Annotated in this window: 10 protein-coding genes and 1 pseudogene; 3 read left to right on the top strand and 8 right to left on the bottom strand. The window is 46.0% G+C overall.

The features are described 5' to 3' along the window. Nucleotides 1–2: 2 nt before the first annotated feature. Entirely contained in the window at nt 3–878 is an 876-nt protein-coding gene (locus HF638_RS17850; RefSeq protein WP_169481419.1) for a phosphotransferase, read from the bottom strand. 190 nt (nt 879–1,068) lie between these two features. On the opposite strand from HF638_RS17850, the gene HF638_RS17845 reads away from it, so the two are divergent. Then, on the top strand, nt 1,069–2,178 hold the full coding sequence (locus tag HF638_RS17845) for a stalk domain-containing protein (protein WP_248278193.1): 1,110 nt from the start codon (nt 1,069–1,071) through the stop codon (nt 2,176–2,178). A gap of 77 nt (nt 2,179–2,255) precedes the next feature. On the opposite strand, the gene HF638_RS17840 is transcribed toward HF638_RS17845, so the two are convergent. From HF638_RS17840 to HF638_RS17830, 3 genes are all read right to left on the bottom strand, one after another. Beyond that, nucleotides 2,256–4,214, bottom strand: a complete 1,959-nt coding sequence (locus HF638_RS17840) for a hypothetical protein (RefSeq protein WP_169481418.1) — start codon at nt 4,212–4,214, stop codon at nt 2,256–2,258. Between the two features lie 222 nt (nt 4,215–4,436). Further along, nucleotides 4,437–5,489, bottom strand: a complete 1,053-nt coding sequence (locus tag HF638_RS17835; RefSeq protein ID WP_169481417.1) for a hypothetical protein — start codon at nt 5,487–5,489, stop codon at nt 4,437–4,439. Between the two features lie 88 nt (nt 5,490–5,577). Next, a complete protein-coding gene (locus tag HF638_RS17830; protein ID WP_169481416.1) occupies nt 5,578–7,293 on the bottom strand; it encodes a DUF6138 family protein in 1,716 nt (571 codons plus the stop codon). Nucleotides 7,294–7,575: 282 nt separating this feature from the next. On the opposite strand from HF638_RS17830, the gene HF638_RS17825 reads away from it, so the two are divergent. After that, nucleotides 7,576–7,818, top strand: a complete 243-nt coding sequence (locus HF638_RS17825; RefSeq protein WP_169481415.1) for a DUF7662 domain-containing protein — start codon at nt 7,576–7,578, stop codon at nt 7,816–7,818. Nucleotides 7,819–7,941: 123 nt separating this feature from the next. On the opposite strand, the gene HF638_RS17820 is transcribed toward HF638_RS17825, so the two are convergent. The 4 genes and pseudogenes from HF638_RS17820 to HF638_RS17810 all read right to left on the bottom strand — a co-directional run bounded on the left by HF638_RS17820 (nt 7,942) and on the right by HF638_RS17810 (nt 13,064). Continuing rightward, a complete protein-coding gene (locus HF638_RS17820; protein WP_169481414.1) occupies nt 7,942–9,594 on the bottom strand; it encodes an extracellular solute-binding protein in 1,653 nt (550 codons plus the stop codon). A 142-nt stretch (nt 9,595–9,736) separates the two neighbouring features. Beyond that, entirely contained in the window at nt 9,737–10,213 is a 477-nt protein-coding gene (locus tag HF638_RS29050; protein WP_481856164.1) for a helix-turn-helix transcriptional regulator, read from the bottom strand. 828 nt (nt 10,214–11,041) lie between these two features. Beyond that, nucleotides 11,042–11,317 (bottom strand): annotated as a pseudogene (locus HF638_RS29045) (response regulator); the annotation flags it as partial. Then, nucleotides 11,304–13,064, bottom strand: a complete 1,761-nt coding sequence (locus tag HF638_RS17810; RefSeq protein ID WP_169481412.1) for a sensor histidine kinase — start codon at nt 13,062–13,064, stop codon at nt 11,304–11,306. The pseudogene HF638_RS29045 and the gene HF638_RS17810, both read right to left, overlap by 14 nt. A 318-nt stretch (nt 13,065–13,382) precedes the next feature. On the opposite strand from HF638_RS17810, the gene HF638_RS17805 reads away from it, so the two are divergent. Then, complete coding sequence (locus HF638_RS17805) at nt 13,383–14,303, top strand: ABC transporter permease (RefSeq protein ID WP_036668173.1); 921 nt, start codon at nt 13,383–13,385, stop codon at nt 14,301–14,303. The last annotated feature ends 10 nt before the right edge of the window (nt 14,304–14,313 follow it).

The following is a 14,313-nucleotide window of genomic DNA, read 5'->3' as shown; positions in this document are numbered from 1 at the left end:
ATTCAGCAAAGAATACTCTCAACCATGCCAAGCAACTTCAGGTTTCGTTCTACATATCCAATGGTTGAGGGGCCACCTCCCCTCTCCCTGATTACTGCCAAAAATCCGCGTAACATCCATACTTGTAACCGTTCGTAAAGCTGCTTCCTGTTAAAATCAGCATTCTCCTGCACATAACCATCTTCAAAGTCAGCCATAATCTTTCCAAGTTCTTGCCTATGTGTTGACGAGGGAATTGTAGAAATCAGTACAGCTGCCAGATCGAAATGATGATCGTCCATTCTTACTTCACCGAAATCAATAATGTAGATGGACTCTTTTGTAAACAACAAATTCCACATGCCCAGATCCCCATGAATGACTGAATGGTTCGTCTTGCGATATTCCAGACACTCCTCTGTAAGCTGGGCTAACGTACGAATTTGTTCAGATGACGAGGCTAACACTACATTGGAAACCTCACGCCATAATTGAGATAACTCGAAACGATCTTCCATACCAGCAACCTTAATATGATTCGTCATACGATGAAAAAGGCCGATCACCTGACCTAACCGAACAAAGTCAATGTTACTTTGGGAACGCGGAAGCAAATCCTCTATGTAGATCTGCAAATTATAAATCTCATTATTATATGTAATATACGGAATCTTGTATTTTGTCTGTACCATGGATGGTGAAATGTTTACCGATGCCAATGCCTGAACCATTTCATACTCAATCCACGCCTGTTGTTCGTTCCTCAGTTTACGTAAAACGAACTTACCTTGTGTCGACTCGATCAGCATCGCTTTAGAACTATTACCGTGTTCTATAGCATTAAATCCTACAATATTCCCAATATCATAATGAACTGCCACGTAATGAATAATTGTCATGCCTTCACCTCGTTTCCTGATCCTAAGCGATCTATTCAACAGACAGATGCTAGTCTCCTGTCTACATGCACATGTTTACAAGTTGGAGATAATTCAGAATTATTCTCGATATGTTCGGGGTTTAATATAAAGCCATAAGGGACAGCGAGCCCATAAAAACATAACAACCCCCAACTTGAAGGAGAGATATATGATGAAAAAAAACATGAAGAAATCCGTAGCAACGATGATGGTGCTGGGCATGACATTAACAGGAGCAACGGGCGTATTCGCCGGAACGCAGTTGGAGAAAATCTCTGCATACCTTAACCATGGAATCAGCTTTAATGTCGATGGCGCGGCTTACTCACCAACGGATGGCAATGGCAACAAACTTGCGCCAATTACTTATAACAACTCTACTTACCTGCCCGTACGAGCGCTTGCCGATGCACTGCATGTGCCTGTATCCTATGACGGCAAAAAAGGACAGGTCATTATTGGCCAAGCAACAAGCAATCCATCAGCCATGACGAATGTAACGTATAGCGCAGCACAAAAAGAGGCCATTCAAAAGGCTTTTGCACAATTCGATGGTTTCGAGACAGCTTATGCACCTCAGCAGATGATTGCAGGTGACACGTTCAAAAGTGTAGGTGCGGGTGGCGACGGAGTCAGCTTTGTCTTCAATCATATGAAAGTGGATGTGTCTCCAAGAGATTATTCGGACGGCTATACGAGCAAAGACGTGAAACTGTCCAATGGCGTGATCGCCAAATGGTACACACCAGATCAAACGGGCATGCTCACGTTCCAATTGGATGATCGTTACGTTACCCTTAGCACGCCGGATCATAAGCTGAGTCAAGCCCAGCTGCAACAAGTCGCTGTCTCTGTTCAGAAAGCAAATAGCAACAACGATCAAGGGATCACTGCATTCGCAGATGTGAACTATAGCAAACAACAATTGGATAACATTCGCAAAGCATTTGCGAAGTTTGACGGGTTCACAACAGCCTATGCCCCACAACATATGGTTGCCGGAGATACGTTCAAAAGCGTAGGTGCGGGCGGTGATGGTGTAAACTTTGTTTTCAATCGTATGAATGTAACGGTATCCCCTAAAGATTACTCGTTCAGCTATGATGGTAAAACGGTAAAACTACCTAATGGCGTATCAGCCAAATGGTATACACCAGATCAAACGGATATGCTCACATTCAAGCTGGATGATCGTTATGTAACACTCAGCTCACCGAATAACCAATTGACTCACACTCAACTGGAGCAAATGGCGGTCTCCGTACAAAAAGTGAAATAAACAAAAAAATAAACACACATCATTTCGGTCCCACTATATAAGCTTGGGCTGATTTGATGTGTGTTTGTTTTGAATCTTTAGAATTTATTTTTATCAAATGGTTCTGGAAGCTTCAAGGAGTACACCAGCGTTGATTTTCCTTCTTTCACGGGAAAAATCATATTAAGCACGCCATCTTGTAACATGTTTTCTGGAATCTTGGCTGTGCTAAATCCCCACTTCCTCTCAGGTATGTCCCTTAAAGATACTTTCCCGAGCACCGAAGTGTAGTCTGGATTGGTGAACAGCAACTCTGTAATTGAATCTTTAGAGGAGGAAATGGTCAATGTTCGATCAAAATTCAGCACTACACCATCAATTCGGTCTGGCACAGCTGATTCCAACGGTCTTGTGTTTACTGGATCTAATTTGTACACATCTCCAACCCGATCTATTCGCAGTGCCTTTGCATAAAACGGAAGAGTTCTAGGTGCCATTGCTAGATCAGTACCCTTTTCTTCATCGCTCATGATTAATTGTTTGTTGTAACCACTTGCTTTTGTCTCCGATACTTTAAGCCCCAAGTCCTTACTCCACTGACCCAAAGGAATAAAGGTCTGATTGTATAGCGTCAACAATTGTTTTGAAGGTTGATTCACACTGGAAGAACGCTGTCCACGAGTGAAGGTGATCCGATCCTTGCCAAGATTATATTGAATATGAAATGCTTTAGTGAATTCTTCTAAAGGAACATAATGCTGCCCTTCCATATAGAAGGTGGGCTGCCCTTTATACTCCAATACACCCTGATCAGACTTAATAGCTACAGGTTCCATCGGGAAAAACACATTAGAGAACTGAAAAGAATTCCAATATTTTTTCCAATCACTGTACGTACTATAATTCAATTTAAGATGTTTATTTTCTGAAATAACATATAAGGATGGCGGATAAGAGCCCGGATTGGAAAAGTACTGTTCAATAATATACTCATCCTCAGTAATCCACTGGATACTTTCGGTACGAGCGCGATAAGGAGAATCATAGGAACGAATCCGTTTAAGGGTCTTCAGATCATAAACTTGTACCTTGGACGACTCCATTTTACTATCCAGACCGCTCTCTGTGACCAGAACCAATGTTTTTCTTTCGGGTGAGATAAATGATTGCACATAGCCCACTCGCTCTTTAATCAGTGTAGTTTTTTTGCCATTTTTGGTTACAACCACAGTCCAGTCTGATTTCCGATCCCTCGTGTTGCCTTGAGAAACATTTAGATGAACATCTGCACTTACCTGAAAAGCTTTAGTAGACAAGCCTGTCTTCTGGTCGGGCTTCATCCACAAGTCGCTTACTTTGGCCTTCTTCCCCTTTATACCGCCATATTCAAGGTAGTGACAATCTAAAGTATCTGTGCAATAAACCCCAAAATTACGGGTTTGTGGAATCGGTGATACCACATATTTGGTATCTGTAAAATCCCTTTCCAGCAAAAGCTTTCCGCGAGTGTATACTTTTTTTCCTGTGACCATGGAATAGTAGTTGGATTTAGGTACGTTTTTCTCATAGATCGTATAATATATTCCGATTTGTGGTTCCAAGTGGATACGGTTTTCGCCCTCATGGACCTTGCGAAGTGTGTTCGAGCTATAGTCATATTCATACAAAACGTAATAATGTTGCTTATCATCCGTGGCATAATAAGTTATGTATCCTTTTAATCCTGCTGGTGTGTCACTAACAATAGGATCATAGTGATGGGAAGTTGTCGTCAGACCGGTATGTATCCTAGGAAGGATAGCTGGAACGGTAAAATGGTACTCATTTTCTTTGATTTCACCAGTATCAAAACTTGTTCGAAGCGTAGTCACGGCCACCTCCGTGCCTCTTATTGCAAAACGAATGTTATGTTGCACCCGATCTTTGGATGAAATGGATCGCTCTGCGTTCTGTGCGATTTGAACTATTGAAGTGGACGCTGAGACTGTGAATTCCGACATGCTAAGTATAAAAATTGAAACTAAACTGACGATGAGCCATTTGGATACTCTGGACATACTTAACTCCTTCTCTGTGTAATGAATTTGGTTGAGACTCGTTAAGTATAGAACTTTTGATCTAAATATTCATTACTTTTTCTTCCATCTTCTGCTCCTAATGGAACATCCCAAAGGACAGAGACGAATGTATCATTTATCTGTCAGCTGTCACTTTAGAATTCACTAAATCTATTTCTACGTATGGGATGCTACCGCTTAATAGCTGTTTCGGTTAACCCATCAAACCTTTAGTTCAGCCAAACGAATAACCCTGCGATAAACCATCGCATCCATCAAATCCTCCCATTCGAGTTCACTGGCATTAACGTCTCGATAATAGACCGAAGCAGCAGGCAAGAACCCGACCAACGGCCCTGTTCCACCACATATCAGGCTCCCACCGTCTCCGCCTTTGGGCATCACGTCTCCAGCCGAATCGAGCGTAAGCTCATACTTGTAGGGATCACCCGCAAATTGCACTCCGAAAAAATTCGGCAATTCCAGATCATAAGGACGATCATCCTTTTCTTCACCCCATGAAGAGGCCATCTCTACCGATCCATCCACAATTTCATCCACGCCTTCCAGACTTCCAAAGTGCTTCAATCTCATCGTATAGTCGAAGCTGTCACCCCAGGGAAATAACGTACGACAACCTCCACCATAGATATACTCCCATTCGTCTTCAGTCAGCAAACCAAAGCCCGCCGCAGCTTCCTCCCTCACAACGTCTTCCAGTTCTATTCCTTCGTTGAACCACAGAATTCGGACTTCATTCTCACTTTGGCGAATCAGACGAAATTGTTGATGCAATTCATATTCACGTATTTCCGACTGCTTAAACTGCTCCAGTGCTGACGGGAAATCAGGATCTTCTTGCGCATGTGCTTCCTCCTCAGACACTTCAATCCAGCCAAGCGAGATCAGTTCACATTCCACGAGCATTGGCCCAATAACCACTTCTCTCACAGGTGACATCTGACTCGCCAGAAACGAATCCACGTCCTCCACACCATACTCACTGACTGTTTCATGCAGGTCGGCTGATGTCTCTTCGTTCATTCCATGCTGCCAACGATCCCAGCCGAGTGTTACTTGATCCCCAGGCACAAACACAAATCTCAGCCCATCCTCCGTAAATACAGCCGTCTCCATCCGCTGACCGAATCGTTCAAATGTCTCGAGCCCCTCATATACCATACCGTCTGGTAACTGACGAACAAGCTTACGCATCCAAGCCTCTTTGTCCTGAGCATTCAACGCCTGCCACATGTCTCGTCTCAATGCCTCCACAACTTCCCCCACCTTTCCTTATACACTTTCTCTTCACTAAAATAATTTACTGGCTGGAACAGCAAACTTACTTGTGTTGTTTACATTTTCACTTCCCTGCAGCCTGCAACAGTTCCAGCAATAATTCCTTCCGTCTTCCCTCCGCTTTGCGAGCAAGCGTTGAGAGCTTCTCCACCTTGCCAAAGATTGGATAGAGTACACGTTCCGCTTCATAATGCTCAAGTTTTTGAATCTGTCTAACCAACAGTTCGAGTATTTCCTCATTCTCCAGTTCGGGTTGAATCTTCAGCTTCAGACTATCGGTCGAACGACGCAAGCTGGCGACTAACGCAGGTATGGATTGAGCCGTTACACCCTGTTGTTCTACAAATGCCGCAATGAACTTATCCTGAATCAAATGATGCTCATCATCCACTTCACCCATGTAATGTTTAACCAGCGGGAAATATCGCTCATCCACGAGCCCCAATCCAAAGGTTGCATAACTGCCCGGCATACAGCTTTTCTCCCCCTCGGTATCTTCGTAGAACTCAAACTCCTGGATAGCCTCACGTGCATACTCTTCCAGAAGTGGATGCAACTCCGGGTACTCCAGTGCATTGGCAAAGAATCGGTGGGTATCCGACTTCGCGAGCCCTTTGATCGGCAAATACTGCTTTACGGTAGATTTGAGCTTGATCTTATAACTTTTCGGAAAGCCCTGCTTCAATAAATGAATAATAAAGGTAAGTGCCTGCTGATAGGCACCAGCCTCTTCCTTACGAATGTGAATGGTCATCAGAGCAAATACATCATTCGCTTTGCATTCCACTTCTTCCGTTTTCACATGAATATCGTCCTTCGCATACGTCCCGCTACCTTCTGTCATCATACGTGCCGCACGTTTGCTACCGAGTTGCTTCGCGAGCTCCAAGAAAGTCAGACCTTTGGGTTTGCTATAACTCGGCTCAAAACGTAGAATCATGACCGCCGCGTATAACAGCAGATCGATTGGTTGAGTCCCGGCTGTTTGCGCCTTCTCATGCTCGTCCGAATGTTTGCCTGCCTGTGTCTCAACGTTCGACTCCAGCATTGCTCCTGGTTTTAGTGAATACTCATTGGTACGATAAGGCGAAGACTGTACATCATAATACTGTGGCAAAAACTGATTCTCTGCCCATGCCGTCACCGCACGAGTTATCTCACCACGATGTTCCGCAAGTGCCTCCGGACGCCCCTGATTCAACTCTTGAATCCGATCATACTGCCTGATCGTCCATGCTACATCCAACTCCGAGAACAGCTTTGGATCGAGCAGATGACTCGTCAAAAAGAAGGATTCCAATGGCTTCGTTGGATATGTACTGTTCTCCAGATTCTTGTCTACATAGGTATGAATACGATCAAGGAGCAGCTTTCTTTTCTCTTCGTTTATCCATTCCAATAAAGTCAGTTGCAGCTTACCTTCGGTTGTTGGGAATTTCCCTCGCAAGGTGAAGCGGTAGTCAATCAACGGAGTATCTGCCAGCTTGTCCAATCTTCCCTGAACAACCTCTACAAGCTTAGGCCCGATCTCGTTCCGTACCTGTTCCTCGGTAAAAGCTTCTGCCTGCTTCGATTGCACATCATCATCCAAACCCAGATCCAGGCTGTCTACCGTGGTCCGTCCAGGTTTGTAATCCAGTACAATATCATTGAAAATGCCCATTTGCAGCGTAGTTCGCTTCACAACACTTTCCAAGTCATCCCGCTTTTCCTGTTCATCAAACCATTCATGGAGCGTCGTCATCATCTCTTCCATCGCCTGATCATAAAGTGTACTCATCTAATCTCCTGCCTTCCCATGCATCTTATGATGTTCATCAACCACACTTGAACCTCTATTCATCCCGGATTAGTCCGAGGTATCTATGTTATAAATACGTATTAACGTTCGTATATTACCTATTATTTTACTCTCTCACGTACAATCGGAACAATAAGGCTTACGCACGGTTGTTTGCTAGTCAAGGAGATCTACGGATCGCTTTCACATCTATGTATGCTCTCGCTATCATCATCCCCACGTTGTATAATCATTGTATTCCTTTTTAGGAGGTCCGACTAAATGAGCTACAGCAAATACTTCCCCTTAGAAAACTATTTGAATCAAGTTTCAATCACCCTTACATACGCAGAGCTTGAGGAGATTCTTGGATTTAAGTTACCCCCTACAGCGTATAATCGCGAACAATGGTGGGTGAATAATTCCAATAATCATACACAGGCACTATCCTGGTTAAATGCCGGATGGAAGGTTGAGAATGTGATTCTAGGAAAAAACGTTACCTTTGTCCGTTGCGAGTCATAATCGATCTGTACGATATAGATTAATAGTTATAACTCCAAAGGCTCTATTTTTCCATAAATGTTATTCGAGACAAAAAAAGCAGGGTAGACTGATGAACTCATCAGTTCTCCCCTGCTTTGTAAATTAATTTACTGTCTTATACCACTCGTTCACTTCGGCTGTAATATCATCGCCGCCCATGGACTTCCACTTCGTCACAAACGCATCAAATTCCTCAATGCCCACCTGACCATAGATGATCTTGCTGAACGTATCCTTCTCCAGCTTGTCGATCGCGTCCTTCTTCATTTTCATCGTCTCGGTTGGTGCTCCCGTGAATTTGTTCTTAATCGCGTTATCTTTATTCGCAACGACCACTTCAGCGGCCGTAAATACTTCCGGTTTGTTGGCAATCTTCGTATTTTTCTCAAAAGGGGTCTCCGGCTCTTTGCCCTTCGCAAGTTCCGCCAGCGTATCCATCATCAGATTCGGGATCCGTGCACCATCATACGTAATCGTATATTTGAGTGGTGATACACCGTCCTTCACTTCAGCTTCACCAACGACTTTGCCGTCCACGATGTCATAGTCATATCCTTGCGCAAATCCATGTTCGAACTCGCTGCCCACTTCTGGATTGGCAAAGTTGTCGAACAGATAATTTTGATACGTGAAGAAAATCTCCGGGTTCGCCATGTCTTTGTTAATCAGTACCACCCCGTTACTTGCACCAGATCCATGTTGGTGGCTCTCGCCTGTTGGCCCAGTAGGTAATGCAATGGCCTTGTACGTGGCACCGTCCACATTTTTCTTCACATCATCAATCGGCCAGTTTGGCATCCAGTGTGGCCCAACGATAATGCCTGCTTTACCTGCGGTGAACAGTTCTGCTGCCTTGATCTCGTCATATACGCCCGCTTCTTTGGGCAGGTAACCTTTGGACAGCCAATCTTTCATCGTCGCAAGGCCTTCCTTCACACCTGGCTGAATGGAGCCATATTGCAGTGTTCCGTCTCCGGCATCATTCCACTGTCCAGGCATCGTGTTGTACATGCCGAAAATCCAGCCGGATTCCGTCATCCAGGTATTGAGCGCATTCTTCATGCCGACAGTCAAACCATACGTATCTTTCTTGCCGTTCCCATCCGGGTCCTGATTCGTAAAAGCATCCATGACCGTAACCAGCTCATCCATGGTTTTTGGTTCTTCCAGTCCCAGCTTCTTCAACCAGTCTTCCCGAATGAACATGACCGAATCACCATTGTAGGCATAATCAAAGATTGGAATGCCATAACGCTCGCCCTCATACATGTATGGATACCATTCCTCCGGTGCCGATTCAGATGCCTGTTTCCATGTGTCCGAAGCATATTGGTCAAATAACTCGCCAGCATTGGCAAATTTGCCGGACTCGATTAATTCCCTTACCAGATTGTAGTCTCCCCGAATGGAGACGATATCCGGCAGTTCCTCGTTAGCCGACAGGGACAAGCGCAATTTCGTGTAAAATGCATCATTGGTCACCGATACGGCCCACGGTGTGGTCAAATCGATGCCAAGTCGTTCCTTGGCCCATTTGGTATGCACATTGTTTTGTGCCGTCTCCCCGTTCTTGAACTTCGTATCATCATTCCAGGCCCGCAAATAACTCATCTGTACCGCCGGTTCATACTTCCCGTCTTGCAGAGCAAGTGGTGTAGCGGCTTCCTTCGTTGGTTCTTCCTTGGCCCCCGAACTACATGCCGTTACGGCAACCATCGTGATTGCGAGCAATGCCGTCATCATTTTTCTATACATAAACTAACCCCTCCTCAGGTAACTTGGATACCCTTATGTGCCAAACGCACCTCTGCATGTGGCATTATGCACCTTACATGAAAAGGATAGTGCAGCCGGGGAGGCAAACATATATCACAATTTCAATGTTCATATTGATTTGTTAACCGTTCCGAAAATCTTGCGGGGTCAGTCCATAATGTTTACGGAACACCTGAATGAAATAAGGGGTGTTGTTGTACCCCACTTCCTGACCAACTTCATAGATCTTCATCGCCGTATGCTTGAGCAAATGGACCGCACGTTCCATTCTGGAACGGATAATATAATCACTAATGCCTTCACCTGTGGATTGTTTGTACATTTTCGACAGATATACCGGGTGCAGATGCACCTCTCCGGCAATGACCTGCAACGATAGATCCTCGCCCAGATGTTGGTCGATCCATTGCTGCACCTGCCGGATCAGCGTTGATCCGGCATCCTGTCCCGCATCGCTCACACTCTCTGCCCACTGCTGTATTACAGACCGAGTCCACGTTTCCAGACTACGCAGCGAGATACCATAGCCGTCTTTGAGCAACTGCTGATACTGCTCACCAAGCACTTCGGCCAACTGCCTTCCTTCCCGATGAGCCATATAGGAAAATGCCGCCGCCAAATAATGAAAAGCCACATACACATGCTCCGGGAACACACTGTTCGACAGTTCGGCAAAGATCTGATCAATCTTACGGTGTGCATCCTCCATGCGCCCGGCTTCCAGTAACGTCGTTAGACCCGGTGGTTCATACAGCGCTGCAAGAGACTTCAACGTGGCCCCATTGGTTCCTGCCGCCGCATTCAGATGTAATCCTTTGCCCGCCTCGACCTGCTTGCGAAGTGCACTCACGGCCTGATGATATAGCTGCGGCACCTGATCTGGGAAACGCCCCACACGACTAACAGATAGGGAAATGGTCGCGTTCAGATACTGCCTCACACTGTGGATCAACCGCTCTCCAAGTCGGCCCATTAGCATTTCCGGTTCGGCTTGGGTTTGTTTGGGACTAGCCATGAAGACCAGATCATCGTAGGCGTCATCCGTATGACAGAGGTGATAGGTACTGCCGTAGATCTCTTCCACCACATTTGAGATGGCGTACTTCATCAATCGAAACGCTTTATGTGTGGGTTGATGGTCATCATACCGGATGAGCAACAGTTGCATTTTATCCTGTGGACGGAAACCGATCTCAAATTGCTCTAGCTTGCCTTCGAGTTCAGCATCCGCAAATTTATGCCCTAAAAGTACATCCTTCATCAGCTCCGCCCGCTTCTCGGGCAGATGTTCCCTCACCGAATACATGGCCCGCTGATGCAGCAATTGTTTCTCACCCTCCAGGCGAATCTGTACTGCGGCCTGCTGTACGGATTCGATCAGTTCTTCATCCCGGACCGGCTTGAGCAGATAACTGACTGTCCCGTGTTTGAGCGCCTGCTTCGCATAATCGAAGGAAGCATGCCCCGATAAAATAATACATTTGGTCTGTTCCCACTTTTGGCGGATAAGACTGACCAGATCCAGACCGGACATACCCGGCATTCGGATATCCGTGATAATAATATGGACCTGATGTGATGCCATATGTTCCAAGGCTTCTTTGACAGAATAGGCTTTGAATACCTGACCAATCCCGTGTTCTCTCCACGGTATCGAGACAGCGATCGACTCTACTGCTGAATGTTCATCATCCACGACCATCAGATTCATCATGCGGTTGTTCCTCCTCAAACCATCGAATTTCTACACTAAGCCCACCATAGGGAATCGCTCCAAAATGAAGCCCCGACGACAGCCCATATCGCGTAACAAGACGCTGGTGCACATTCCACGTGCCTGTTCCAATCTCCTCACCCATCGGTTCATTGATCTCCCGTTCCAATTCCGCAATCTCTTCCGCTGTCAGCGTGACACCGTCATTGTCTACAAACAGGCTATATCTTGTATATTTTCGTCCCTCAATATGTTCGGGTACCGCCATCCCCGTTACGACGACATGCCCACTACCCTCCATCGGCTCAATGCCGTGGATCACCGCATTCTCTACGATGGGTTGAATGAGCAGTCGCGGAATGTGAAGCAACATCAGTTGCTGCGGTACGGCAATCTCGTAGGTCAGCCGGTTGGTCCGCATCTGTTGAATGGACAAATAATGGTCCAGCAGCCGGATTTCTTCCTCTACTGTCGTCATATCATTCTCGCCCCGCGTAATGTAGCGATAGTAGTCTCCCAGACTTAGCGACATGGCAATAACGGCTTCACGGTTGCCGAGCTGGGTCATATTTTTGATATAAAACAGGCAATTGTACAGGAAATGCGGATTGATCTGTGATTGCAGATGTTTCAATGTTGCTTCCCGCGAGCGAATACGTTCCTCGTATACCTTCTCGATCAGTTCCTGAATCTGCTCTGCCATATGGTTGAAGCTCTGGGTGAGATACGCGAATTCATCACGAGAGTGATCGACCGGAATCCGTGTGGACAGCTGGCCTTTGCGAATCTGTTGCAACCCTCTCATCAAACGATGGATGGGCACCTGAACTTTTCGATACAAAAGCAGTGCAGCCCCGATACTCAGCACAAGCAGTAACAGAATGGAGGTAATAAACATATTTCGGCTCTTGTCCATCGGGGTTAACAAATCATCCAATACCACAGGGTTCACGTATACTGCTTGCAGTTGTTTGGAGTGCACGTAACTGACCAGATATTGTTTACCGCCCACCTCCAATTGATGATTGCCTTCCCTCTCCGGGCAGTTAAAAGGCATATCACGCATGATCGCTTCGACCAATTCGGGGTCCGCCGTACGGTTCAACAACGGATCGTTACCTGGTACCAGCAAGAAGGGATCTCCGCCCTGTGTCTCTTTGAAATCATCCAACATGGCAACCATGTTCATCGGGTCAAAATTAATCTCCATCACCGTTCGCACGCCTGTGTTCACCGGTTTTTCATTCCACTCGTAGTTATCCGTGAAAAAGTAGGTAAAACTCCCCTGCTCCAGCTGCCATTGGCCCGGTTGCGGGAACGTCAACATCTTCTCATCGTAGACCGTCCGGCTGGACATGGTGGATAACACAAGTTCTGCTTGTGGCAGCACAATGGTAATATCGTTCTTCCAGCGGCTGGTGGACTGGTACAACGATAATTTGTCGAGAATATCCAGATAGATGCTGTTCTTCTCATATTGGCTGGTTGAATCCGTCATGTAACGGTAGTGCAGGATACTCGGATCTCGCAGCAATGTCAGACCATACAGTGAGAGCTGCTCGATATTTTTATCTACCTGGGAACTGAAATAATTGAACTGGTTCAGACTCGATTGCTGCTTCTCTTCAACGACCATATCCACATTTGCCTGATTGGCGTATGTATAAAGCAGCAGAATGGGTACGAGCAGGCAGATTAAGAGAATGACCGTCTTCGCAAATACTGTGAATTTCATCGTTTCACCCTGTCTCTGAATTTGAAGTCGTTCTACACCGAAGTCCTATTTTATATTGAAAACCCTTACATTTCTATATGATTTTATGTTCTCCCGTTTTCCTGTGACTTGAAAACCTCTGTTTCCATCAACAAGTTAATATTTCAACATCCGCATTGAAATGTTGTTCTATAGTCCGCCCTTTGCCGTTGCTATAATTCAGTTGCTCCACTCTGTGCAGAGGCTTGCTCGCCTCATCATGCCGGAGCTGGACGAGATAAAGGAGGGACCCTGATGGCTATGGAACAACCGTTAACAACCAATACGCCGGTGCGAAAAATGACACCCCATCCACGCAAACGTACCCGCTGGAATTTCAAACGCACGTGGCCGCTGCATCTAATGCTGCTGCCTGCTGTACTGCTTACATTACTGTTCGCCTATGTGCCCATGGGCGGCATTATCATTGCTTTTCAAGATTTCAAACCGTGGCTAGGATTCACTGGCTCCAAATGGGTAGGCTGGGACAACTTCAGGTTCATGTTCGAATATCCCGACAGCGTTCAGGTCATCTGGAACACGGTACTGATTGCTTCCATGAAAATTGTGGCCGGACTTGTGGCCCCCGTGGTGTTCGCCATTTTGCTGAATGAGGTTCGGAACTCCACGTTCAAACGTTTCTCACAAACCTTGGTGTATCTGCCCCATTTCCTGTCCTGGGTTGTTCTTGGTGGTATATTACTCGACATGTTATCACCGGAAGGTGGGCTGGTAAACCAGGTGTTAGCGGCGGCTGGCGTTGAACCGATCTTTTTTTTGGGGGATGGCGACTGGTTCCGTGTAACGGTAGTTGTCAGTGATGTGTGGAAGGAGTTTGGATTCGGAACGATTGTATTTCTAGCAGCACTTGCGGGTATTAACCCGGCATTGTATGAGGCTTCGGAGGTAGATGGGGCAACACGACTTAGACAGACATTACACATTACCCTGCCTGCACTCGTGCCGATGATTATCGTGGTAGGTACGTTATCGCTGGGCAATATCCTGAATGCAGGCTTTGACCAGATCTTCAACCTGTACAATCCGCTGGTATATGAAAAAGGCGATATTATCGATACCTTTGTCTACCGGATGGGGATTCTGAATGGCAAAATGAGCTTTGCAACCGCCGTTGGACTATTCAAATCATTTGTCGCGATGTTCCTGGTCATCTCTGCGTACCGGATGGCGTACAAAATCGCCAATTACCGTATTTTTTGAGGAGGAATCA

Source organism: Paenibacillus sp. SZ31 (assembly GCF_012912005.1).
Classification (GTDB): domain Bacteria; phylum Bacillota; class Bacilli; order Paenibacillales; family Paenibacillaceae; genus Paenibacillus.
This window is presented reverse-complemented; position numbering and strand designations above follow the sequence as displayed.

What these genes read in the sequence shown, in the direction of transcription:
- HF638_RS17850 (WP_169481419.1), bottom strand. Translation starts at nt 878, where the DNA reads ATGACAATTATTCATTACGTGGCAGTTCATTATGATATTGGGAATATT.
- HF638_RS17845 (WP_248278193.1), top strand. Translation starts at nt 1,069, where the DNA reads ATGATGAAAAAAAACATGAAGAAATCCGTAGCAACGATGATGGTGCTG.
- HF638_RS17840 (WP_169481418.1), bottom strand. Translation starts at nt 4,214, where the DNA reads ATGTCCAGAGTATCCAAATGGCTCATCGTCAGTTTAGTTTCAATTTTT.
- HF638_RS17830 (WP_169481416.1), bottom strand. Translation starts at nt 7,293, where the DNA reads ATGAGTACACTTTATGATCAGGCGATGGAAGAGATGATGACGACGCTC.
- HF638_RS17825 (WP_169481415.1), top strand. Translation starts at nt 7,576, where the DNA reads ATGAGCTACAGCAAATACTTCCCCTTAGAAAACTATTTGAATCAAGTT.
- HF638_RS17820 (WP_169481414.1), bottom strand. Translation starts at nt 9,594, where the DNA reads ATGTATAGAAAAATGATGACGGCATTGCTCGCAATCACGATGGTTGCC.
- HF638_RS29050 (WP_481856164.1), bottom strand. Translation starts at nt 10,213, where the DNA reads ATGGCTCATCGGGAAGGAAGGCAGTTGGCCGAAGTGCTTGGTGAGCAG.
- HF638_RS17810 (WP_169481412.1), bottom strand. Translation starts at nt 13,064, where the DNA reads ATGAAATTCACAGTATTTGCGAAGACGGTCATTCTCTTAATCTGCCTG.
- HF638_RS17805 (WP_036668173.1), top strand. Translation starts at nt 13,383, where the DNA reads ATGACACCCCATCCACGCAAACGTACCCGCTGGAATTTCAAACGCACG.